At 70.9% G+C, this 23,396-nt stretch carries 18 protein-coding genes; 11 read left to right on the forward strand and 7 right to left on the reverse strand.

Annotated features, from left to right (window positions below; genetic code table 11):
- Positions 1-142 precede the first annotated feature (142 nt).
- The 3 genes from ACSDR0_RS34775 (at position 143) to ACSDR0_RS34785 (ending at position 2,688) form a co-directional block, all read left to right on the forward strand.
- Positions 143-1,057, forward strand: a complete 915-nt coding sequence (locus ACSDR0_RS34775) for an alpha/beta fold hydrolase (RefSeq protein WP_435293171.1) — start codon at positions 143-145, stop codon at positions 1,055-1,057.
- Between the two features lie 57 nt (positions 1,058-1,114).
- Positions 1,115-2,062 (forward strand): TIGR03557 family F420-dependent LLM class oxidoreductase, encoded by a 948-nt coding sequence (locus ACSDR0_RS34780; RefSeq protein ID WP_435293172.1) that lies wholly within the window; start codon positions 1,115-1,117, stop codon positions 2,060-2,062.
- A gap of 152 nt (positions 2,063-2,214) precedes the next feature.
- Positions 2,215-2,688 (forward strand): hemerythrin domain-containing protein, encoded by a 474-nt coding sequence (locus ACSDR0_RS34785; RefSeq protein WP_435293173.1) that lies wholly within the window; start codon positions 2,215-2,217, stop codon positions 2,686-2,688.
- 178 nt (positions 2,689-2,866) lie between these two features.
- On the opposite strand, the gene ACSDR0_RS34790 is transcribed toward ACSDR0_RS34785, so the two are convergent.
- The 3 genes from ACSDR0_RS34790 to ACSDR0_RS34800 form a co-directional block, all read right to left on the reverse strand.
- Complete coding sequence (locus tag ACSDR0_RS34790; protein WP_435293174.1) at positions 2,867-3,154, reverse strand: Fe-S cluster assembly protein HesB; 288 nt, start codon at positions 3,152-3,154, stop codon at positions 2,867-2,869.
- 202 nt (positions 3,155-3,356) lie between these two features.
- Positions 3,357-4,733: an FAD-dependent oxidoreductase gene (locus ACSDR0_RS34795; protein ID WP_435293175.1), complete on the reverse strand. Its 1,377-nt coding sequence runs from the start codon at positions 4,731-4,733 to the stop codon at positions 3,357-3,359.
- Between the two features lie 374 nt (positions 4,734-5,107).
- Positions 5,108-6,322, reverse strand: a complete 1,215-nt coding sequence (locus ACSDR0_RS34800; protein ID WP_435293176.1) for an MFS transporter — start codon at positions 6,320-6,322, stop codon at positions 5,108-5,110.
- A 135-nt stretch (positions 6,323-6,457) separates the two neighbouring features.
- Here ACSDR0_RS34800 and ACSDR0_RS34805 point away from each other — a divergent pair, with 135 nt between their 5' ends.
- The 6 genes from ACSDR0_RS34805 to ACSDR0_RS34830 all read left to right on the forward strand — a co-directional run bounded on the left by ACSDR0_RS34805 (position 6,458) and on the right by ACSDR0_RS34830 (position 14,023).
- Positions 6,458-6,916 carry a MarR family winged helix-turn-helix transcriptional regulator gene (locus ACSDR0_RS34805; protein ID WP_435293177.1) on the forward strand — a complete coding sequence of 153 codons (459 nt, stop codon included), beginning with the start codon at positions 6,458-6,460 and terminating at the stop codon, positions 6,914-6,916.
- A 608-nt stretch (positions 6,917-7,524) separates the two neighbouring features.
- Entirely contained in the window at positions 7,525-8,559 is a 1,035-nt protein-coding gene (locus ACSDR0_RS34810) for a LacI family DNA-binding transcriptional regulator (RefSeq protein WP_435293178.1), read from the forward strand.
- 498 nt (positions 8,560-9,057) lie between these two features.
- Entirely contained in the window at positions 9,058-10,431 is a 1,374-nt protein-coding gene (locus tag ACSDR0_RS34815; RefSeq protein WP_435293179.1) for an ABC transporter substrate-binding protein, read from the forward strand.
- 71 nt (positions 10,432-10,502) lie between these two features.
- Complete coding sequence (locus ACSDR0_RS34820) at positions 10,503-11,420, forward strand: carbohydrate ABC transporter permease (protein WP_435293180.1); 918 nt, start codon at positions 10,503-10,505, stop codon at positions 11,418-11,420.
- Between the two features lie 16 nt (positions 11,421-11,436).
- A complete protein-coding gene (locus ACSDR0_RS34825) occupies positions 11,437-12,417 on the forward strand; it encodes a carbohydrate ABC transporter permease (RefSeq protein WP_435293181.1) in 981 nt (326 codons plus the stop codon).
- Positions 12,418-12,457: 40 nt separating this feature from the next.
- Complete coding sequence (locus ACSDR0_RS34830; RefSeq protein ID WP_435293182.1) at positions 12,458-14,023, forward strand: glycoside hydrolase family 13 protein; 1,566 nt, start codon at positions 12,458-12,460, stop codon at positions 14,021-14,023.
- Between the two features lie 165 nt (positions 14,024-14,188).
- On the opposite strand, the gene ACSDR0_RS34835 is transcribed toward ACSDR0_RS34830, so the two are convergent.
- Positions 14,189-15,454 carry a GTPase family protein gene (locus ACSDR0_RS34835; RefSeq protein ID WP_435293183.1) on the reverse strand — a complete coding sequence of 422 codons (1,266 nt, stop codon included), beginning with the start codon at positions 15,452-15,454 and terminating at the stop codon, positions 14,189-14,191.
- Positions 15,455-15,556: 102 nt separating this feature from the next.
- Here ACSDR0_RS34835 and ACSDR0_RS34840 point away from each other — a divergent pair, with 102 nt between their 5' ends.
- Positions 15,557-19,003 (forward strand): AAA family ATPase, encoded by a 3,447-nt coding sequence (locus tag ACSDR0_RS34840; protein WP_435293184.1) that lies wholly within the window; start codon positions 15,557-15,559, stop codon positions 19,001-19,003.
- Between the two features lie 68 nt (positions 19,004-19,071).
- On the opposite strand, the gene ACSDR0_RS34845 is transcribed toward ACSDR0_RS34840, so the two are convergent.
- Positions 19,072-20,241: an MFS transporter gene (locus ACSDR0_RS34845; protein WP_435293185.1), complete on the reverse strand. Its 1,170-nt coding sequence runs from the start codon at positions 20,239-20,241 to the stop codon at positions 19,072-19,074.
- Positions 20,242-20,391: 150 nt separating this feature from the next.
- Positions 20,392-21,150, reverse strand: a complete 759-nt coding sequence (locus tag ACSDR0_RS34850) for a DeoR/GlpR family DNA-binding transcription regulator (RefSeq protein WP_435293186.1) — start codon at positions 21,148-21,150, stop codon at positions 20,392-20,394.
- Positions 21,151-21,207: 57 nt separating this feature from the next.
- Between ACSDR0_RS34850 and ACSDR0_RS34855 the strand changes: the two genes are divergently transcribed.
- Positions 21,208-22,191 carry a helix-turn-helix transcriptional regulator gene (locus ACSDR0_RS34855; RefSeq protein ID WP_435293187.1) on the forward strand — a complete coding sequence of 328 codons (984 nt, stop codon included), beginning with the start codon at positions 21,208-21,210 and terminating at the stop codon, positions 22,189-22,191.
- A 13-nt stretch (positions 22,192-22,204) separates the two neighbouring features.
- Here ACSDR0_RS34855 and ACSDR0_RS34860 read toward each other — a convergent pair whose 3' ends face one another.
- On the reverse strand, positions 22,205-23,374 hold the full coding sequence (locus tag ACSDR0_RS34860; protein ID WP_435293188.1) for an LLM class flavin-dependent oxidoreductase: 1,170 nt from the start codon (positions 23,372-23,374) through the stop codon (positions 22,205-22,207).
- Positions 23,375-23,396: the final 22 nt, after the last annotated feature.

The raw sequence follows: 23,396 nt of genomic DNA on the forward strand, positions 1-23,396 counted from the left end.
GACGCGCGGCTGCGTGCCCGCGCCCATACCCGCGAGCACGGCGAGGACCCGGCCGAGATCCGCGACTGGACCTGGCCGTACTGACCGGCCCGGCTGTACTGACTGGCCTGGCCGTACTGGCCTGGAGGAGAGGAGCCGCGAGGTGTTCGAGGGATTCGCGGAGGAGAGGGTGGGAACGGGCGAGGCCGAGCTGTTCGTGCGGCATGGCGGCTCGGGGCCGCCGGTGCTGCTCCTGCACGGCCACCCCCGCACCCACGCCACCTGGCACCGGGTGGCGCCGTCGCTCGCCGACGGTCACACCGTGGTCTGCCCGGACCTGCGCGGCTACGGGCGGTCGTCCAAACCCGAGACCACCGCCGACCACGAGCCCTACTCCAAGCGGGCGATGGCCAGGGACTGCCTGGCCCTGATGCGCGCGCTGGGCCACGAGCGGTTCGCCGTCGTGGGCCACGACCGGGGCACGTACGTGGCCCAGCGCCTGGCCATGGACCACCCGGACGCCGTCACCCGTCTCGTCGTCATGGACGGGGTGCCGATCGGGGAGGTGCTCGCCCGCGCCGACGCCCGCTTCGCGGAGGCCTGGTGGCACTGGTTCTTCCTCGGCCAGACGTCCAGGCCCGCCGAGCGAGTGATCAACGCCGACCCCGACGCCTGGTACGGGGCGACCGCCGAGACGATGGGCGCCGAGGCCTACGAGGACTACCGGCGGGCGATCCACGACCCGGCCACCGTCCACGCGATGTGCGAGGACTACCGGGCCGGGCTCGGTGTCGACAGGGCGGCCGACGACGTGGACCGCCGCGCGGGCCGCCGCATCGCCTGCCCGGTCCTGTTCCTGTGGGCCGCCCGCGACGACATGGAGGATCTCTACGGCGACCCGCTGGAGATCTGGCGCGACTGGGCCGACGATCTTCGCGGCGGCTCCGTCGACTCGGGCCACCACATCGCCGAGGAGGCCCCGGCCGAGCTCGCCGCCGAGTTGCGCCGCTTCCTCGGGGAGGTCGCGAAGGAGGTCACGCCCGCGCCGGACCCCGCTCCGTCACATCCCCTCGTTTGATCTTCGTGGACGGGGTAATGGAGACGTCGCCGCAGCTCAGGTGATAGGGGAGGGGAAATGACCAAGTTCGGATACTTCTTGTCGAGCGAGGAACACGGCCCGGCCGAACTCGTCCGGCAGGCCAAGCTCGCCGAGCGGGCGGGCTTCGAGGGCCTGTGGATATCGGACCACTTCCATCCCTGGCTGGACGTGCAGGGCCAGAGCCCGTTCGTCTGGTCGGTGATCGGGGCGGTGGCCGAGGCGACCTCGCTGCCCATCACCACCGCCGTCACCTGCCCGCTGATCCGCACCCACCCGGCGATCATCGCGCAGGCCGCCGCCACCAGCGCGGCGCTGTCCGGCGGCCGGTTCCGGCTCGGCGTCGGCACCGGTGAGGCGCTCAACGAGCACATCGTCGACTCCCGCTGGCCCCCGGCCGCCGAGCGGCTGGAGATGCTCGAGGAGGCGGTCGATCTCATGCGGAAACTGTGGAGCGGGAAGCTGGTGACCCACCGGGGCGCCCACTACAGGATCGACACCGCCCGGCTGTACACCCTTCCCGACGAGCCGCCGCCCGTTTACATGTCCGCCTTCGGGGACAAGGCCGTGCAGCTGGCCGGGCGCATCGCCGACGGCTACATCTGCACCGCCCCGAACGCCGAGCTGGTGGAGAGGTTCCACAAGGCCGGCGGCGCGGGCAAGCCCTCCCAGGGCGGGCTGAAGGTCTGCCACGCCGCCGACGAGGCCACCGGCCGCAGAACCGCGCACCGGATCTGGCCCACCCAGGGCATCAAGGGCGAGGCCTCCCAGCTGCTGCCACTGCCCCGCCACTTCGAGGAGCTCGCCGAGATGGTCACCGAGGACGAGATCGCCGCCCCCTGCGGCCCCGACCCCGAGGTGCACGTCAACGCGATCAAGGAGTACGTGGACGCGGGCTTCGGCGAGGTCTACATCAGCCAGATCGGCAAGGAGCAGGACGCCTTCTTCGACTTCTACGCCAAGGAGGTCCTGCCCCGCCTGCGCTGAGATCCCCCTGGCGGTCATGGACCTGGCCACTCGCCGGCCGCCTCTCGACCGGGCGCCGCACGGCTACGAGATCTTCCAGAAGAAACGGGACGGGGCCGTCAAGGTCCTTCTCAATCCCTGACAACACCGGATATGCCGAAAGAAGGAGAAGAATGGACGCGATCGTTCTGCTGAAGGACGACCACAAGACCGTCGAGAAGCTGTTCAAGGAGTTCGAGGGCGCGGGCGAGCGGGCGTACAAGAAGAAGCGGGACCTCGTCGACCAGATCATCGAGGAGCTCACCGTCCACGCCCACATCGAGGAGCAGATCTTCTACCCGGCCGCCCGCGAGGGCGTGCCCGCGACCTCCGACCACATCCTGGAGAGCGTCGAGGAGCACCACGTGGTGGTCTGGATGCTCTCCGAGCTGGTCGAGCTCGACCCCCAGGACGAGCGGTTCGACGCCAAGGTCACGGTGCTGATCGAGAACGTCCGCCACCACGTCAAGGAGGAGGAAGAGGAGTGGTTCCCGGAGGTGCGGGAGGCCATGGGACGCAAGAGGCTCCAGGAGCTCGGCGAGGAGATGGAGAAGGCCAGGCCCGCCGCCCCCAGGAACCCGCTCGCCCTGAGCAGCGCCCGCTCCTGACCCTCCCTGCCCGCCCGCCCGGGGCGCGGGGAGACCCGGCCTCTGACGGCGACGTCCTCTCTTGCGCGCGGCACGGGCCTCGGGCCGTCGCCGCACGAGAGGGGGCGTCCGCGCACGCACGGGCCCCGGCCCCCTTCAAGGGGGCCGGGGCCCGCGTGCCGGTCATGTCCCGGGGTGGTCAGTGAGGCTGTTCGGTGACGAGGAAGGCGACGCCGCCTCCCTCGTCGACGTCGGCGTCCAGCGACTTGTCGTCGAGCATGTCCACGACCTGCGGGTCGAGGAAGATACGTGCTCCTTCCGACTCCACCACCTTGTCGGCGGACTCGGGGTGTTCCGCGATCGAGAGCACGAGCGATCCGGTTCCGTCGCTCTGGGATGAGATGCGAACCCCGGTATCCGGGGAGTCCGTCACCTGCGAGCTGAGATCCCGGATTACCTGGGCTGCCGTGTCCGTCAATGTGAGCATTGCTCCTCCTTGTCGGTATCGGGCCTTGGATTCTTCGCCCTTGCCCGCTCTCACCCGGCCCAACCATCTCCCCGGATTTTCTCGCGAGGGCCACGGCCCGACGATCATGTGGGATGCCCGCCCCGCCGGGCGGGAGCCACCTCGCGACGCACGGGACGGATCGGCGATCCGAGGGGGCGGGCGAGGCGGTACGGCAGGCGGGTCAGGCGCCCCTGTCGAGCCGGTCGACGCGCTCGGCCGCCTTGCGCGCGGCGATCAGGACGGGGTCCCACACCGGGGCGAACGGGGGAGCGTACGACAGGTCGAGCCCCGTCATCTCCTCCACCGTCATCTCGTGCCACAGGGCGACGGCCAGGGCGTCGATTCGCTTGGCCGCGCCCTCCTGGCCGACGATCTGGGCGCCCAGCAGGCGGCCCGTTCCCCGGTCGGCGATCATCTTGATTTTCATTTTGCGGGCGCCGGGGTAGTATCCGGCGCGCGTGGTGGACTCCACGACCTCGCCGACCGGCTCGAATCCGGCCTCCACCGCCTCCGCGGTCGTCAGGCCGGTGCGCGCCACCTCGTACTCGCAGATCTTGGACACCGCGGTGCCCACGACGCCGGGGAAGGCGGCGTACCCGCCGCCGATGTTGATGCCCGTGACACGTCCCTGCTTGTTGGCGTGGGTGCCGAGCGCGATCGCGACCGGCCGCCGCGAGACCCGGTGGAAGGTCTCGACACAGTCGCCGGCGGCCCAGACACCCTCCACCGGGGTCCGCATCCGCCGGTTGGTCCTGATCCCCGAGGTCTCGCCGACGGGGACGCCCGCGGCCTCGGCCAGCGCGCTGTTCGGCCGGGTGCCGAGACCCAGGACGATCAGGTCCGCGGGCAGGGTCCGGTTCTCGGTGCGTGCCGCGCGGACCCGCCCTCCGGACTCCTCGAAGCACTCGATGCGCTCGCCGAGGTGCACCTCCACCCCCAGGTCGCGCAGGGCGCCGGCGATGAGGGCGCCCATGTCCGGGTCGAGCGTGCCCATCGGCTGCTCGGCGGCGTCGACGAGCGAGACCTCCAGCCCGCGCCGCACCAGCGCCTCGGCCATCTCCAGGCCGATGTAGCCCCCGCCGACCACCACCGCCCTGCGGGGCTTCTCCTCCAGGGCCCCCAGCAGCGCGATGCCGTCGTCCAGGGTCTGCACCCCGTACACCCCCTCGGCGTCGGCGCCGGGCAGGTGGGGCCGGTCGGGTACGGCGCCGGTGGCGATCACGAGCTGGTCGAACGGCTCCCAGCTCGGGGCGCCGCCCCGGTCGCCGCGCACGGCCACCGCGCGCCGGTCGAGGTCGATCTCGACGACCTCGCTGCGCAGCCGCACGTCGACGGCCAGCTCGTCGCGGAACACCTCCGGGCGCCGGCTGATCAGGGATTCCACCTCGGCCACCTCCCCGCCCACGAGATAGGGGATCCCGCAGGCCGAGTAGGAGACGTGCGAGCCCTTCTCGAAGACGACGATCCGCAGGTCGTCGGGCCCGCGCCGGTCCCTGGCCTGTGAGGCCGCGCTCATCCCCGCGGCGTCGCCGCCGATCACCACCAGTCGTTCCGCCATCGCTTCCATCCCCCCTGTGGACCGCCGATGGTACGGCTTCCTCCCCTGGACGCGCTCAAACGGCCTCCCGCCGCGCCGTGCGCCTCCACGCGATCTGTGCGCTTCCACGTGATCCGGACGGCTCCGTACGATCCGTGCGGCTCCGCGTGATCCGGGCGGCCCCTAAGCCGGCGTTCCACCTTGGCCCGCGGTTTCCGGAGGGTGCTCAGCGGCGCTTTGATCACGGCCTTGGTCTTGTGGTGAACAAGGGCCATGGGGTCGACACCCTCCCCGCGGCATTGGGACGGAGCGCCGACATCACGCTGCGCCGGCCTCGGATGTCACGGGGCCGGCGCAGTGGTGTGATTCGTGGGAGAACAGAGCCGGGCGGTGTGTCAATGGCGCTCGGTGACGACGTGGGCCGGTTCGAAGGCCGCGTCGGCGGCGACGGGGTTCTCGCAGCGGATGTCACGGCGCTCCAGGGCGCCGGAGAGGACCGCGAGGACGAGCGCGGCGGCGGCGAGACCGGCACCCACCCAGTTCGGGGAGGTATAGCCGAAGCCGGCCGCGATGACGAGCCCGCCGAGCCATGCGGAAAGCGCATTGCCGAGATTGAAGGCGCCGATGTTGACGGCCGAGGCCAGGGTGGGTGCGCCGGAGGCCTGGTCCAGGACGCGTTTTTGCAGAGGGGGCACGGTCGCGAAGCCCAGGGCTCCGACCAGGGTGATGGTGACGGCTGCTGTGATCTTGTTGTGGGCGGTGACCGTGAACAGGGCGAGCACCAGGGAGAGGGCGCCCAGCGACACGTACAACATCGGCATCAGGGCGCGGTCGGCGAACCTGCCTCCGACGAGGTTGCCGACGACCATGCCGAGGCCGAAGAGGACGAGCAGCCAGGTGATGGAGGATTCGGCGAAGCCGGCGGCCTCGGTCATCATGGGTGCGATGTAGGTGATGGCGGCGAAGACCCCGCCGAAACCGAGCACGGTCATCGCCATGGCGAGCAGCACCTGGGTGTTGCGGAAGGCCGCGAACTCGTGGCCCAGACGCACGCCCTCGGGCCTGGGCATCTCGGGGATCCACTTGGCGACACCTGCGAGGCCGATGACACCGATCATGGCGACGACGAAGAACGTGGTCCTCCAGCCCAGTGACTGGCCGACAAACGTGCCGAGCGGAACGCCGACGACATTGGCGACGGTCAGGCCGGTGAACATCATGGCGATGGCGCCGGCCTTCTTCTCAGGGGCGACCAGGTCTGCGGCGACGACCGAACCGATGCCGAAGAACGCGCCATGGGCCAGGGAGGAGACCAGTCGTCCGGTCACCATGACGCCGAAGGTCGGAGCCATGGCGGACAGCACGTTGCCCGCGATGAACAGGGCCATCAGCAGCAGCAGCACGCGCTTGCGGGACATCTTTGTGCCGAGCACCGTCATGAGCGGGGCGCCGATGAGGACACCGAGCGCGTAGCCGGTGACCAGCCAGCCGGCGGTGGGGATGGACACGCCGAAGTCACCGGCGACCTGAGGTAGCAACCCCATGATCACGAATTCGGTGGTTCCGATACCGAAGGCCCCGATGGCGAGAGCCAGGAGTGCGAGAGGCACGGGCCTGCCTTCCAAAAGATTGCTTGTGCACTTTACAGGCGGCAACAATAGTTGCATAAGTTAATAGATGCAAACGCTGGCTATCTCGCCGGTGTCCTATCCTGGAGTTACGCCGCCCGCAGGAGGAAGCCGCAGATGACCGCCACCGACCCCCAGCTCACCGCGCCCGCCCAGGGCTGGTGCGCGCTCTCCTTGCTGCACGACAGAATCGAGGCCCACCTCGAAAGGGCCCTGCAGTCGAAGCACGACCTGAGCACGCGCGAATACTCGCTCCTCGACGTCCTCAGCCGTCAGCACGACGGCCCGGGCGGTCACCTGCAGATGAAGCAGGTCGCCGAGGCGGTCGTCCTGAGCCAGAGCGCCACCACTCGACTGGTCACCCGCCTGGAGGACCGCGGGCTTCTCTCGCGCTACCTGTGTCCGACCGACCGGCGCGGCATCTACACCAACGTCAGCGAATCCGGCCTGAAACTGCTCGCCGAGGCCCGCCCGACCAACGACGCGGCCCTGCGTGAGGCGCTCGACGAAGCCGTGAAGAACCCTGGGCTCGCCCCTCTGGTCAGGGCCGTCGAAGAGCTCGGAACACCCGTGTGACCCCACACGGGTGCCGGCCGCAACGATACGTCCCGGTGTGACGGAGCCGCCTTCGGCATACACGGCGGAGCCCGCCGCCTCGGCGGCGCGGCCACCTGCCTGGCGATGTTCGGCTTGAGCGAAACCGCCTCCATCGCGGCAGGGCCGGGCGCACGACCGGGGGAGTAGACGGCGCCGCCACGCGGGGGAGGGGAGGCGCGCCGGGCTCTTCAAGGCGTCGCCGGGACGTTATGGGGACGCTGCGGGGACGCCGTCCGGACGCGGGTGGGGCGGCTTGAGATGCTGCCCTCTTGACAGAGGGGCAGAATCAGGTGATACAAAAACCATAAGATGACGAACAGATAGCTGCAATATTTCATTCATACATCGCAAGGAATTGATCGGAGCTGGTTTCGCGCTGTCGTGGATTGGACGTCGAGTGGATTCCTCCAGGTCCGCGGGTGGGTGGGACCGGACGGAAGGCGTGCGTGAGCAGGCCCGTTAAGGTCCGGCAATCACCTCCACCGGGGCACGAAGCTCTCATCTCGCACCGTCATAACGCGTCATCCTCGTGATCCGGTATGACATCGGTCCGCAAAAACGATGTAAACACTTGCGAAAACCGCCGTATGCTTGCGGGCATGACGCGGAGGCTTGCCGAGGTGGCCAAGAGGGTCGGGATGAGCGAGGCGACGGTCAGTCGCGTGCTCAACGGCAGGCGCGGCGTCTCCGAGTCGACCAGGAACGCCGTGCTGACGGCGCTCGACGCCCTCGGCTACGAGCGCCCGACCCGGCTGCACCGCGACCGCGCCCGCCTGATCGGCCTGGTCTTCCCCGACCTGCACAACCCGGTCTTTCCCGCGTTCGCCGAGGTCGTGGGCGGTGCGCTCGCCCAGCAGGGGTTCACCTCCGTGTTGTGCACGCGCACCTCGGGCGGGCTGCAGGAGGCCGACTACGTCGACCTGATGTTGGCCCAGCACGTCTCGGGCGTGGTCTTCGCCGGTGGCGCGTACGCCGACGGGGACGCCTCCCACGATCACTACGGGCGCATCCTGGAGCGGCGCCTGCCCGCCGTCCTGGTGAACGCCTCGGTCGGGCAACTCGGCTTCTCCCAGGTCTCCTGCGACGACGTCACCGCCGCCGAGATGGCGGCCGGGCACCTGCGCGCCCTCGGCCACGAGCGTGTCGGGATGGTCCTCGGCCCTCCCGACCACATGCCGTCACGCCGCAAGCTGGAGACCTTCGCCGCCTACGCGCGGGTCCACGGCATGGACTTCGGCGACCACCTCGTCGAGCACGCCATGTTCTCGATGGAGGGCGGTCAGGCCGCCGCCGCCCGGCTGGTGCGGCGCGGCGTCACCGGCCTGATCTGCGGCAGCGACCTGCTCGCGCTCGGCGCGGTGCGCGCCGCCCGGCGCGAGGGGCTGGCGGTGCCGCGCGACGTCTCGGTGATCGGGTACGACGACTCGGCCATGATGAACCGGACCGACCCACCGCTGACCACGGTGCGCCAGCCGATCGAGGCCATGGGCCGCGCGGCCGTGGACCTGCTGGTGGCCCAGATCGACGCCGCCGCGCTGCCCGGGGGCGAGCTGTTGTTCGACCCCGAACTCGTGGTCCGCGCCTCCACCGCGCCGGCGCTTCCCAGGGCCATTCCCGCCTGACCGGCCCGCCCTCCGCCGGAGGTCCGGTCCGATCCGTCCGTCTGTCCTGACCGGCCTGATCCGTCCGGTCCGGTCCGTCCGGCCTGATCGGCCGGCCTGATGTGTCCGGCCCAACCCGTTCGGCCCAATCCGTTCGGCCCGCCCGCCCGGCCCGCTCGCCCGGCCCGACCAGGTCGGACCCGCCCCGCTCCCCGCCCGCGCGGTGCCCGCCCCCTTGACCTGCGCCGTGTCCGGCTTCGGCCTCTCCCGGACGATCTCCTCTAAAAATTTCGACAGGAAGATGACGTCATCAAGCATCTTCCTGCAAGTGGATGACTCCACTCTGTGTCATGTGCGTGTAGCCGCAGGTGGGAAGGGGTTCTCGCTCGCGGCGGGGGTGTTACCGGAAGATGGCCGAGCGATCACTGTCACTTTTTTGCATCTGAATTGACGGGCTCTTGCTACTTCCTGCACGCCTCTATATGTTTCTCGCAACCGACCCGCCAAGGAGTGCCTCGGATGAAATCCCCCAAGCTCTCGATGCTGCTCGCCGCAGCCATCGCGCTCACCGCCGCCGGTTGCGGCAACGACGACAGCGGATCCCAGGCCGCGGAAACCAAGCCGAGTGCCGCCGGGGCCGACGCTCCGGTCACGATCTCCGTCGGCTGCCAGCCGCCGAAGAGCAACCCGCTGGAGCGGACCGCCTGGGACGAGGACGTGGCAGCGTTCAAGAAGCTGCACCCGCACATCACGATCGACAGCAAGGACGCCTTCCCCTGCATCAACCCGGACACCTTCCAGGCGAAGCTGGCCGGTGGCTCGATGGAGGACGTCTTCTACGTTTACTTCACCGACATCAAGAAGATCATCGCCGCGGGCCAGGCCGCCGACATCACCCCGTACGTCGGCGGCATCAAGCTGCTGAACGACATCCGGCCCGACGTCCTGGCCACCTTCAAGGAGGGCGAGAAGCTCTACGGCCTGCCCAGGAACAACTACTCCATGGGCCTGGTCTACAACCGCAAGCTCTTCACCCAGGCCGGTCTCGACCCCGCCGCACCGCCCAAGACCTGGGCCGAGGTGCAGGAGGCCGCCAAGAAGATCAGCGCCCTCGGTCCCGGACACGTCGGTTTCGGTGAGTACAGCGCCGGCAACACCGGCGGCTGGCACTTCGCGGCCTCCCTCTACGGGCGCGGCGGCGAGATGGTCACCCCCGACGGCAAGGCCGCGGCCTTCAACAGCCCCGAGGGCAAGGCCGTCCTGGAGAACCTCAAGACCATGCGCTGGACCAACAACAGCATGGGCGCCAAGCAACTCCTCCAGTGGGAGGACCTGATGCGGATGATGGGCGGCGGCAAGCTCGGCATGATGATCGGCGCCCCCGACGTCGTCCAGGCCGTCAACAACGACTTCAAGGGCAAGTTCGAGGACTACGGGGTCACCGCCCTGCCCGAGGCCAAGGCCTCGCTCAGCGGTGGCGACGGCTACATGATCAACCCCAAGGCCACGCCCGAGAAGATCAAGGCCGCCATGCTGTGGCTGGAGTTCCACGAGCTGACCCCCGGCCAGGGCCAGTTCAACTACGCGCGCAGCAAGCAGCAGGGCCGCCCCGTCGGCCTGCCGATCCCCGACCTGTACGGCGACACCGCGCCGGGCAAGGAGATCACCGAGCTGCGCAAGGCGAACGCCACCGTGCCCGTGGAGAACTTCACCCCCTTCGTGGAGGGTTCCGCGGCCATCCAGAACAAGCTTGAGCCGCCGAAGTCGCAGGAGCTCTACGCGATCCTCGACGTGGCCATGTCCGCAGTGCTGACCAGGCAGGACGCCGACATCGACAAGCTCCTGGCCGACGCCGAGGCCAAGGCGAACAAGGTGCTGGCGAAGTCGAGCTGACCTTCTGACACCCGGGGTGCCGGCCCGTCGGCCGGCACCCCGACACCCATGTTGATATCGGGAGTCAACCGATGACCACAATGACCGTGAAAGGTCCACGGCGGCGAAAGCCAGGAGCGTTCCGGCGAGGGCTGCGGCGCAACCTGACCGCCTACGGGTTCCTGTGCGCGGCGCTGATCTGTTTCGCCTTCTTCTCCTGGTACCCCATGGTGAGGGAGGTCCTGCTCAGCTTCCAGCAGACGAACTTCGTCGACGACCCCACCTGGGTCGGCCTGGACAACTTCCGTACCGTGACAGAGGACTCGGCGTTCGTCCAGGCGTGGCTCAACACCCTCGCCTTCACCGGCCTGGCGCTCGTGTTCGGCTACGTCGTCCCGTTCGTCGCGGCGATCGTCCTGAACGAGCTGCGGCACGCGCGGGCCTACCTGCGGTTCATCGTCTACCTCCCGGTGATGCTGCCGCCCGCCGTCGGGGTGCTGCTGTTCAAGTGGTTCTACGATCCGGGCGCCGGCCTGTTCAACCAGATCCTGGACCTGGCGCACCTGCCGGCCCTGAGCTGGCTCGACTCCACCGACACCGCGCTGATCTCCCTCGTCATCGTCTCCACCTGGATGAACCTGGGAACCGGCACGCTGATCTACCTCGCCGCGCTGCAGAGCATCCCCAGCGAGCTGTACGAGGCCGCCGAGCTGGACGGCGCCGGGCTCTTCAAGCGGGTCTGGCACGTGACGATCCCGCAGACCAGGCTCATCCTGCTGGTGATGCTGCTGCTCCAGATCGTGGCGACCATGCAGGTCTTCATCGAGCCGTACCTGCTCACCGGCGGCGGCCCGGAGAACGCGACGCTCACCGTCGCCTACCTCATGTACCAGTACGCCTTCAACTTCGGCGACTTCGGCGCCGGAGGCGCGCTCGGGCTGATGCTCATGGTCGTGCTGATGGTGTTCTCCGCCTTCTACCTGCGCCTGTCGCGGGACAACCAGAGCTAAGGAGGCAGCTGAGCCGATGTCGAACCTCACCGTTCAACCAAGTCGCCCGGCTCCCGCCCGGCCGCCGGAGCGGGGCTCCGCGAAGAAGACCGGGCGGCCGCGCAGGTCCAAGGAGCCGGCCAGGGAGTTCCGGAGCCTGGTCTCCCCGCACACCCTCACCACCCCGCACGGCCGGTGGATCTACCGCATCGTGCTGACCGCGGTGGTGCTCCTCTTCACCGCCGTGTTCGTGTTCCCCCTCTACTGGATGGTCACCGGCGCGCTCAAGACCTCCGAGGAACTCGCCCAGATCCCGCCGAGCTTCTTCCCGTCGTCGTTCGACTTCGGGGTGTACGTCGAGGCGTGGGACCAGCTGGAGCTGGGGACCTTCCTCACCAACACCGTCATCTACGCCGGCGGCGCCTTGCTGTTCACGCTCGCCATCGACGTCTCGGCCGCCTACGCGCTGTCGAAGCTGCGGCCGGTGCTGGGCAACCTGGTCCTGGGCCTGATGCTGGCCACGCTCATGATCCCGCCGATGGTGATCCTGCTGCCCGCCTATCTGACGGTCAAGGACATGCCGATCTTCGGCTGGGACCTGCTGAACACCCCCTGGGTGATCTGGCTTCCCGCCGCGGCCAACGGGTTCTTCATCTTCCTGCTCAAGCGTTTCTTCGACTCGATCCCCAAGGAACTGCTGGAGGCCGCCCAGATCGACGGCGCCTCACCAGCGCGTATCCTCTGGTCGATCGTGCTGCCCGTCTCCAGGCCGATCCTCGGAGTGGTGTCCATCCTCTCCGTGGTCAACGTCTGGAAGGACTTCGTCTGGCCGCTGCTGGTGCTGCCGGACGGGGACAAGATGACGATCAGCGTGGGCATCGCCTCGCTCTCGGCGCAGATGCCGCAGAACGTGCTGATCGCCGCGCTGGTGATCGCGAGCATCCCCACGATGATCGTCTTTTTCATCTTCCAGCGCAGCATCATGGCCGGTCTCACCGCCGGCAGCCTCAAGGGCTGACCTCGTCACCCACTGACAACTACTAAGGAGTTGTTCCAGCATGTCCGAAACGTGGTGGCGGGGAGCCGCGATCTACCAGGTCTATCTCCGGAGCTTCGCCGACGGCAACGGCGACGGCATCGGCGACCTCGCGGGACTCCGCGCGCGCCTGCCGTACCTCTCCGACCTGGGCGTCGGCGCGATCTGGCTCAACCCCTGGTACCCGTCGCCGATGGCCGACGGTGGGTACGACGTGGCCGATTACCGTGACATCGAGCCATCGTTCGGCACGCTCGCCGAGGCGGAGGAGTTCATCGCCGAAGCGCATGCCCTGGGTATCAAGACGATCACCGACATCGTCCCCAACCACGGTTCCGACCAGCAGAAGTGGTTCCTGCAGGCGCTGGAGGCCGGACCCGGCTCACCCGAGCGGGAGCGCTTCCACTTCCGCGCGGGGCGGGGGGAGAGCGGCGAGCTGCCTCCCAACGACTGGAAGTCCATCTTCGGTGGCCCCGCGTGGACCCGGATCGCCGACGGCGAGTGGTACCTGCACCTGTTCGCCCCCGAGCAGCCCGACTTCAACTGGGACAACCCGGAGGTCGTCGAGGAGTTCCACGACGTGCTGCGGTTCTGGTTCGACCGGGGCGTGGACGGCATCCGGATCGACTCGGCCGCCCTGCTGGTCAAGGACATGGACAGCCAGGGAGGCGAGGAGGCCTACACCGACCTCGACGGCGTCCACGAGATCTACCGCGGCTGGCGCCGGGTGGCCGAGGAGTACGACGACCGGATCCTGATCGGCGAGGTGTGGCTGCCCGACCAGGAGCGGTTCGCCCAGTACCTGCGTCCCGACGAGATGCACACCGCGTTCAACTTCGACTTTCTGGCGTGCACCTGGGACGCGGCCGCGCTGCGCGGGTCGATCGACCTGACCCTGGCCACGCACATCCCGCTGGGCGCGCCCCCCACCTGGGTGCTGTCCAACCACGACGTGACCCGGCCGGTGACCAAGTACGGCAGGGCCGACACCTCCTTCAGCCACGCCGACCGCAAGCACGGCATGCCCTCCGACCCGGTGCTGGGCGAGCGCAGGGCACGCGCGGCCGCGTTGCTGGCGATGGCGCTTCCCGGCGGCCTCTACGTCTACCAGGGCGAGGAGCTCGGGCTGCCGGAGGTCGAGGACATCGCCGACGAGCTGCGCCAGGACCCGATCTGGGTCCGCTCGGGCCGCACCGACCACGGCCGCGACGGCTGCCGGGTGCCGCTGCCGTGGTCGGGTGACGAGCCGCCGTTCGGGTTCGGCACCGGGTCGACGTGGCTGCCGCAGCCGCTGGAGTGGAAGGCCCTGACGGCCGAGGCGCAGGCCGCCAACCCCACCTCCATGTTCACCCTCTACCGCGCCGGGCTGCACCTGCGCCGCGAGCTGCTCGGTGACGGCACGCTGACCTGGCTGGACGCGCAGGACGGGGTGCTGGCCTTCCGCCGGGAGTCGGGCCTGATCTGCGTGGTCAACCTCGGCGTGGAGCCGGCGTCCCTGCCGGAGCACGAGTCGGTCCTGCTGACCAGCGGCCCGCTGGAGGGGAACCTGCTCCCCTCCGACACCGCGGTCTGGCTCCGTACGGTCTGACCCCCGTCCCCCGGGACACCCGACTCGGGGCCGCCGGCGTTCCGGCGGCTCCGGGCGCCCCTGGCCGGCCGGACCCCGTCCGGCCGGTCAGGGGCGCCGGCCACCTGTGAGGTCTCGCCCCGCCGTATCCCCCTCCCGGCGGGGGCGCCGTCTCCGCACGGCTCCTCACAGGGGGATCTCGGTGAGGTCGAACGCCTTGGCGCCGCGCTCGCCGTCCCAGATCATCATGTTGCCGTACGTGCGCGCCGTGGCCACCGGCACGTCGGCGAGCTCTTCCACGTCCTGGAGAAGGCGCCGGAAGCGGAAGACGGCCGTGGGGCCGAGCCTGTTGACGATGCCGGTCATCAGCCGCGAGAGGTTGAACCTGAACAGCGCCGAACAGGGCAGCACCCGGTGGTTGTCGCGTAAACGGGAGAAGACCTCCCTGTGCGCCGGATGGCGCTCCGAGTACGCGTCGCACAGCCGCTGGGAGAAATAGCCGCGATAGTGGACACCGCGACGGTCGAAATGAAGCCTTTCGTCGGAGACGGTGAACTCCCCGGTGCCGTAGGTGCTCGTGAGAAGCACGTCCCCGCGGGATTCGAGAAAGACCCTCTCGTAGTGGGCGGCCTTCTCCTCCAGGCGGCGCAGGAGCGCCCCGCCGGGGCCGAAGGTGCCCCGCTCCCCGCGCATGTCGAAGATCCACGGGGGCGGCGTCAAAATGTCCGCCTTGGTGAGGACGAAGGTCAGCTTGCTCATGATGAGCCGCCGCGTCTCGGTCGCGACGCCGTCGAGCAGCCTGCGCAGGCACTGCTCGTCATAGGCGGTGGAGCGGCTGTCGGCGTGGAAGGCCCAGATGACGACGTCGCACTGGATCAGCCTCTCCAGGTACATGGCCAGGTAGGTCTCGTCGGCGTCGCCGGACTCGCCGATCCCCGGCATGTCCCAGAAGGTCAGCATGTGGCCCGAGGCGCCGGGCACCGAGACCGGTTCCGGTATCCGGGTGACCGGCCGGACGTCGCCGACGGCGAGGTCGGTGCCGAACAGGCAATTCAGGAGCGACGTCTTACCCACTCCCGTTTGTCCCATTATTGCCGCACTTAGTGGTTTATCTGATCCGGCACTTCTTTCGCGCCGAATATTCTCTCTGGCCTTTTTCGGGTGGCCGTTGCCCGGCGGGCCCATGGAAAAATCCTCGATCTTGGCCATGAGGTCGTCTCCTGTGGCATCGTTGTCGAGCGCTTCCAGCTGCTTTCCGCGCTCATCTCCACAATGTGGCGAACAACCTTGCGATGACCTTGCAGCCGGAGCCGTCGCCGGAAAAAACATGAATTGACCCTCCCGGGCGGTGGATGTGGCGAGCTTCGAGATCAGGCTGTTCGGTGCCGTGGACATCGTGATCGACGGGGTGCCGCAGGAGATCAACCCGCAGCTGGCGAAGACGCTGGCCATGCTGGTCTCCGCCCGCGGCCCGATCTCCCCGGCCGCCCTCGCCTCCGGGCTGTCGGAACCCGCCGCGGGCAGGCACGTGGAGGTGGCGCCCCCGTCTCGCGGTTGCGCGGGCTGCTGCGCGGCAGTGGGCTGGACATCCCGCGGGCCAGGCGCTCGCACGTCTACGAGCTGGTCGAGGACGCGCCCGGCCGCCTCGCCGCCACCGTCGACACGCGGCGGTTCGAGGCGTACCTGCGCGACGGGCGCACGCTGCTGGAACGCGGCGACCTCGCCGCGTCCCTGCGGACGCTGAGAGAGGCCCTCGGGGAGTGGTCCGGCGCCCCCTTCGCGTCGCTGGCGGGCGCGTGGATCCCGCCCAGGGTCTGCGAGGGCTACCACGCCAGGCTGCGAGAGCAGCGCCGGGAGCTGATCAGGCTCGTCGCCCGCGTGGCCATCCGGCTCGACCTCCTGGGCGACGCGGAATTCCTCGCCGGCGAGGCCGTCGCCGACGGGCAGCGAGACAGCGGGCCGCTGTGGCTGCTGCGCTTCCTCATCGCGCTGCGCGACGAGGGGGCGGTCACCGCGAGGGAGATGATCGAGCGGCGCGGCGCGATCTCCCCCGGGGACGACGCGGTGGGCCGGGCACAGGACCTGCTGGCCCTGCGCGGGCACGGCCTCGGCCGCCCGCCCTCGCTGCCCCCCGCCGCCCGCGCCTACGGGCGTGCCTACGGGCGTGCCTACGGTCACGGGGGCCCGCGGTCCCTGATCGGCCGCAGGGACGAGGTCCTGCTGCTCTCCGCCCTGGCCGGGCGGCTCGAACGCGGGGAGCCGGTGGCCCTGGCCGTCTGCGGAGTCTCCGGAGTCGGCAAGACCAGGCTGGTGGAGGAGCTGGCCGTGCTCCTGCCGCCGAGGGTGCGCATGGTGACCGTCACCTGCCAGGAGCTCGGCGACCTCCAGCCGTGGCGGGTGCTGGTCGGGACCCTCTGGGAGGACCTGCGGCGCGACCTGTCGAGCCCGGCCGTCCCGCTCGGCACCGAGGAGCGCGAGACGCTGGAGGGGCTGATGTCGGCGGGCCTGTTCGTCTCGCTCGGCGGACCCGGCCACGAACGCGACCCGCGGCGGCTGGTCGCCCTCCTGGTCTCCCTGCTGCGCCTGACCGCCGGTGCCGGTCTCCTGGTCACCTTCGACGACGCCCACCTGCTCCGCTCCGACGCCGAGGAGCTGCTGCACAACGTGCGGGAGGCCATCGGGGACGCTCCCGTCGGCTTCGTGCTCACCGACCGCTCCGAGCCGTCGCGGTGGCGGGGGCGGATGGACGTGCTGGCCCTGTCCCGGCTGGGGGTCGCGGAGGTGGCGGAGTGGCTGGGCGCCACGTGGGGACGCGAACCGACACGCGCGGAGACCGGCAGGGCCGTGGACGAGACCGGGGGGCTGCCGCTGGAGCTGTGCCGGATCACCGAGGCCGGTGGGCTGCCCCGCGACCTCCCGCGGCACGACACCGCCTCCAGCCCGATGTTCCGCTGGCTCGCCGCCGCGGCCGTCACCGCGCTGGGCCGGGAGATCGACCCCGACCTCGTCGCGGGCATGCTGGAGCTGGACGCCGAGGAGGCGAACCGCAGGCGCGCGGTGGCCGTGACGGCCGGGACGATCCTGGACCACCAGGGGCTGCGCTTCGGCCACGACACGGCCAGGGAGAGCCTGCTCCAGGAGCTGAAGCGCCACCCGGCACTGGCCATGGAACTGCACCGCCGGGCGTTCGAGATCCTGGACGAGCGGATGGCGCGGACGACCGGGGACGGCTGGATCGACCCGGCGCTGCCGGTGCGCGTCGCCGAACACGCCCGCGGCGCGGGGAGCGGGCTGTCCCAGGAGCGTGTCGCCGCGGCCTGCCTCGGCGCCGCGCGGGCGCAGCAGCGCGGCTTCGCCACCGAGGGGGCGATCGCGTGGGCGCTGGCCGGGCTGGGGCTGCGGTGCGACACCGAGACCCGGGTCAGCCTGCTGATCACGCTGGGAGACGCGCGCAACGACGCCGGCGACCTGGAGGAGGCCGAGCGCCTGTACCTGCGGGCCCAGCGCGACGGCGAGAGGCTGCCGAGGCTCGCGGCGGTGGCGGCGATCAGGCTGGCACGCCGCTGGTCGGCCCCCGGGCAGGTCGACCGGCAGCTGCTGCACGTGCTGGGCGGCGGCCTGAAGGCGCTCCGCGACGACGCCGGCGACGAGGCGGTCCCGCTGCGCCTGCAACTGCAGGCGCACCTCGCCCACAAGCTGACGATGGCGGTCAGCGACAGCCTCGACCCCACGTACGCCGGCCTGCGGCCCGGGGTGGAACTGGCCCGCGCGACGCTGCGCGAGCTGGAGGAGTCCGGGGCCGGGCCGCTCATCCGCTGCGAGGTGCTGAACGAGTGCAGGTGGGGCCTGTACGACTTCGCGCCGCCGGGGGAGCTGCTGGGCATCGCCGAGCGGCTCCGGGAGGCGAGCATCGAGGCGGCGTCCGCGCACTTTCGCAGCGAGGCCATGGTCGCCCTCACGATCGACCAGCTCCGGCTGGGCCGCCTGAGAGAGGCCGCCGCCACCGTGGCCGGTCACCGCAGGCACGTCGCGCGTAACCACCGGGTCTTCGGCTCCTGGCTGCAGAACACCCTCGACACGCTGATGGACGTGTGGCACGGGGAGTTCGGCCGCGCCGAGGAGCGCGTCCTGGCCGCGTGGCGGCGGCTCGACGGGGAGAGCGAGGGCGAGACGGTCTCCGCGGACACCCTGCGGCAGACGCTGATCGGGCAGCACTACTGGCTGCTGCGCGAGCAGGGACGGCTGGGGGAGCTCTTCGGCTCCGGGCTCGCCAGGCAGGTGGTCGAGTACGAGTACTTCCCGATCTGGCGCGCGGCGCTCATCCTGGCGCTCTGCGAGATCGGCGGGCACGAGGACGCGAGGGACCGGCTGAGGGCGTTCTTCCGCGAGACCTCCGATCTCGGCGCGCTGCCGCCGGACGGGTGGTCGGTCCCGACGCTGGCCCTGCTGGCCGAGTCGTGCGCGCTTCTCGTCGAGGCGGGCCACGGTGGTCCCGAGCTGTCGCGGTGCGGTGCCCTCGTGCGGGAGCGCCTGTCGGCCCACCGGGGGCAGATCGCGCTCGCCGGGTGGCCCACGATCCTGCTGGGGCCGACGGACCGCTATCTCGGGCTGCTCGCGCTGGCGGAGGGGGACGCCGAGGAGGCGCTGCGGTGCTTCGGTGAGGCGCTCCTGCTCGCCGACGCCGCCTCACCGCTGATCGCGCACCTCCACCTCGACCGTGCCAGGGCGCTGTCGCGCCTGCGGGTCGGCACGGACGCCGCGGGAGACGCCTCAGGGAAGGCCGCGGAGGGCTCCGAGGGGGCAGGCTCCGGCGGCGGGAGTTCCGGCGGGGCGGGCCCCGGCGGGGAGATTTCCGGCAGGGAGGGCTCCGGGAGGGCGGGGGCCGACGGGGAGGCCGGGGAGGTGGGGGAGGAGGTCGCCCGCCTGCTCCGCCGCGCGCTGCGCCTGGCCGAGCGCCTGGGCATGGCCGGGGTCGCGGCCCGGGCACGGTCACTCCTGTGATCCGCGTCCATGCCGCGATCCACGCCGATCCGCCGCGGGCCGTCCGGAGATGATCCCCGGTATTGAATCTACTTTGTAAAGGAAGGGGTCCTGAGCGCCCTCGCGGCCAGCGCGACGAAGAGGGCCAGCAGGGCGGGGACGGCCAGCGCGCGGGGCAGGCCGATCAGCTCGGCGGCGCCACCGATCAGCACGGGGCCGCTGAGGAAACCCACGTAGCCCAGGCTCGCCACCCGGGCCAGCGCCTTCCCGGCCCGGGCCGGGTCGCGCCTGCCGGCCGCGGAGAAGACCTGCGGGACGATGCACGACAGGCCGGCCCCGAAGCAGCCGAAACCGATCACCGCGGCGACCTGGTGGTCGGCGAGCAGGCCCAGGCCGAGCCCGGAGGCTGCCAGCGCCCCGCACGCGCGCACCAGGTTGACCGGCCCCATCAGGGTGGCCAGCCTGTCGCCCGCGAGGCGGCCCGCCGTCATCATGATCGAGAAGGCGGCGTAGGCGGCCGCGGCGAATCCGTCGGAACTGTTGAGGCTCTCGCTCAGGTAGACCGAGCTCCAGTCGGCGGCGGCCCCTTCGCCGATCATGCAGCAGAAGGCCAGGACGCCCAGCAGGAGCGTCCCGCCGCCCCCGCCGGACGCCGGTCCCGCCCCGGTGGGGGCGGCCTGCGCGGTCAGGGGCAGTGCCCAGCGAGCGCCCCAGAGCGCGAGCGCGACGATCACGATGGCGACCGCGGTGAACGTCGCCCCCGGGCTGAGGGCGGCCTGGGCGAGCAGCCCGCCCGTGGCGGCGCCGAGGAAGCCGCCGATGCTGAACACGGCGTGGAAGGACGACATGATCGGACGGCCCGTGGCCTGCTCGATCTCGACGGCGTTGGCGTTCATCGCCACGTCCAGCGTGCCGTGCACCGCGCCGAAGGCGAACAGCGCGATGGCCAGGCTCACCAGGTTCGGCATGAGGGCGGGCAGGATCAGCACCAGGCCCTGCGCGAAGGCCATGGGCAGCATCACCTTGACGCTGCCGTAGCGGTCGACCAGGCGGCCGACCACCTGCATGCCGGCGATCGCCCCGGCGGCGATGCCGAGAAGCCCGACACTGAGCTCGCCGTCGCTCAGCCCCAGCCCCTGTTTGATCGACGGGATGCGCGCCGTCCAGGTGCCGATGGCCATGCCCGCGAGCAGGAAGAGCAGGTAGACCGCCACCCGGCCGCGTAGCAGCGCGGTCCGGTCGAGGGTGGTGACGTGCATGGGGGAGGGCTCCAGTCAGAGGTTGTGGATCGGGGAGAGCGGGCGGGCGGCGTGCCTTCGGCATGTCGCCCGGCACGGATCCCGGCATCCCGGCAGGGCAGCACGAACCGGACTTTGCGCCTCAAACAGTATGGCTTGGGCGACTTTGGCTCAGACGGTGCGGACGGTGACGCCTGCCGCGATCATGGCGTCGTGCTCGGCGGGGGGCAGCGCGGTGTCGGTGACGACCATGTCGAGGCGGTCCAGCGCGCAGACCGCGCCGAACGCGGTGCGGCTGAACTTGCCGGAGTCGGTGGCCACGATCACGCGCCGGGCGGAGGCGATTGCCGCCTGTTTGACGGCGACGTCGAGCAGGTCGTGGGCGGTGAGACCGTGTTTCGCGGACAGGCCGCAGCAGCCGATGACCGCGGTGTCGAAGCGCAGGGAGCGGATGGCGCTCTCGGTCAGCGGGCCGGTGAAGCTCAGCTCGCCGGGGCGGACCTCGCCCCCGGGGAGCACCAGGCGGATCCGGGAGGCCGAGCTGAGCTCGGTGGCCGTCTGCAGGCAGAGCGGCAGGACCGTCAGGCGGCGGTCGTGGATCACGCGCGCGATCTCCAGGGAGGTGGTGCCGCTGTCGAGCAGCACGGCCTCCCCGTCGGCGAGCAGGGCCCCGACCTCGGCGGCGATCCGCCGCTTGGCCTCCACCGCCTCGCGCTCGCGCACCCCGAAGGGCGGCTCCTCCCCGCGCAGCAGCAGGCTCACCGCGCCGCCCCTGATCCGCCTGACCACGCCCTGCTGGGCGAGCTCGTCGAGGTCGCGGCGGATGGTCATCTCCGAGACCGCGTGCTCGACCGCCAGCTCCGCGACCGAGACGGCGTCGCTGGCGCGCAGCGCCGACATGATCGCGCGAATGCGATTGTTGCTTTCCACGTGTTCATTTGAACACGGACTATGTGAGGTTGGCAAACGTGCGTGACAATGGCCGTCATGCGCGCGAGTCGGCTGCTCTCACTCCTGCTGCTCCTGCAGACCCGGGGGCGGATGACGGCCACCGAGCTGGCCGGGGAGCTGGAGGTCTCCGTCCGCACGGTCTACCGCGACGTGGAGGCGCTGTCGTCGGCCGGGGTGCCGGTCTACGCCGACCGCGGCCCCGTCGGCGGATACCGCCTGCTGGACGGCTACCGCACCCGCCTCAACGGCCTGACCGCGGAGGAGGCCTCCTCCCTGTTCCTGGCCGGGCTGCCCGGTCCCGCCGCCGACCTGGGGCTGGCCGAGGTCGCGGCCAACGCCGAGCTCAAGATGCTCGCCGCGCTTCCCCCCGAGCCGCGTTTCCACGCCGCGCGGATGCGCGAGCGCTTCCATCTGGACGTCCCCGGCTGGTATCGCGACACCGACGCGGCCCCCTTCCTGGGGGAGGTCGCCGAAGCGGTGTGGGAGCAGCGCCCGCTGCGCATGACCTACCGCCGCTGGGGCCCCCGCGACGTCGAGCGCCTAGCCCACCCGTACGGCCTGGTCCTCAAGGGCGGGGCGTGGTACATGGTGGCGTCCGCCGGTGAGGGAGGGCCGCGCACCTACCGGGTGTCGCGGATCGTGAGCGCCGAGCTCGCGGAGGGGCACTTCGAGCGCCCCGCCGACTTCGACCTGTCCGTCTTCTGGCGGGCCTACACCGCCGACTTCCGCGAGCGGATGCACACCGGCGAGGCCGTGGTGCGGATGGCGCCAGGCACCGAGGGAATGCTGCGCTACACGGTGGGCGCCGAGATCGCCGAGGCCGCGCTCGCCGAGGCCGGCCCGCCCGACGAGCACGGCTGGGTCGTGCTGCGCCTGCCGACCGAGTCCAGCAAGCACGCCCACTGGCAGCTGCTGCGCCTGGGCGCCGACATCGAGGTGCTGGAGCCGCCCGAGCTGCGCGAGCGGATGGCCGCCACCGTCGCCGGCCTCGCCACGCTGTACGGCGCCGACCCCGGCTGATCCCGGCCGTCGCTCAACTCCCCCCGGTGGACGCGAACGGGATCGAGGCAGGCTCGTGCGCGCCCGGCGCTCCGGGCGCCGCCGCGGGGTGTTCCCACAGGCCGCGCTCGCGCAGGATCGGCAGTACTCCCTCGCCGAACCAGTACGCCTCCTCCACGTGCGGGTGGCCGGACATGATGAACTCGGTGATGCCCAGGCGGGCGTACTCCTCGATACGGTCGGCCACCTCGGTGTGGCTGCCGACCAGCGCGGTGCCCGCGCCGCCGCGTACCAGCCCGACGCCGGCCCACAGGTTGGGGGAGATCTCCAGCCCGTCGCGGCTGCCGCCGTGCAGGGCGAGCATCCGCTTCTGGCCCTCGGACTCGCTGCGGGCCAGGCCCGCCTGCACCTTCTCGATCGTGGCCGGGTCGATGCCGTCGAGCAGCCTGCGGGCCTGTGCCCACGCCTGGTCGCCGGTGTCCCTGCTGATCACGTGCAGCCGGATGCCCTGCCGCAGCGTGCGGCCCTCGGCCGCGGCCAGGCCGTTCACCCAGGCGACCTTCTCGGCGACCGCGGCGGGCGGCTCGCCCCAGGTGAGGTAGGCGTCCACGTGCCGGGCCGCGACCCGGCCCGCGGCCGGGGAGGATCCGCCGAAGTAGATGTCCGGCACCGGGTCGGGCACCCGGTTCAGCCTCGCGTCCTCGACCCTCAGGTGCTCCCCGGCGAAGTCGACGCTCTCGCCGCGCCACAGCGCCCGCACGATGTGCAGGAACTCGTCGGTCCGCGCGTACCTGGCGTCCTTGTCCAGGAAGTCGCCGTACGCGCGCTGCTCGTGGCTCTCGCCGCCGGTGACGACGTTGAGCAGCAGGCGCCCGCCGGAGTGCCGCTGGAAGGTGGCGCCCATCTGCGCGGCCAGGGTCGGCGTGACCAGCCCCGGCCGGAACGCGACCAGGAACTTCAGCCGTTCGGTGGTCTCGGTGAGCATGGCCGTGGTCAGCCAGGCGTCCTCGCACCACGCGCCGGTCGGCGTCAGCGCGCCGACGAAGCCGAGCTGCTCGGCGGCGTGCACGATCTGCCGCAGGTAGGCGAGCGTGGCCGGGCGAGCGCCGCCGGCCGCGCCCGCGGGCAGGCCGTGGCCGCCGCCGACGATGTCGCGGCTGTCGCCGTAGGTGGGGAGGAACCAGTGGAACGTCAGGTTTGTCATCGCACTTCCGTAGTCGTGGTCG

Source organism: Streptosporangium sp. G11 (assembly GCF_051192615.1).
GTDB lineage: Bacteria > Actinomycetota > Actinomycetes > Streptosporangiales > Streptosporangiaceae > Streptosporangium.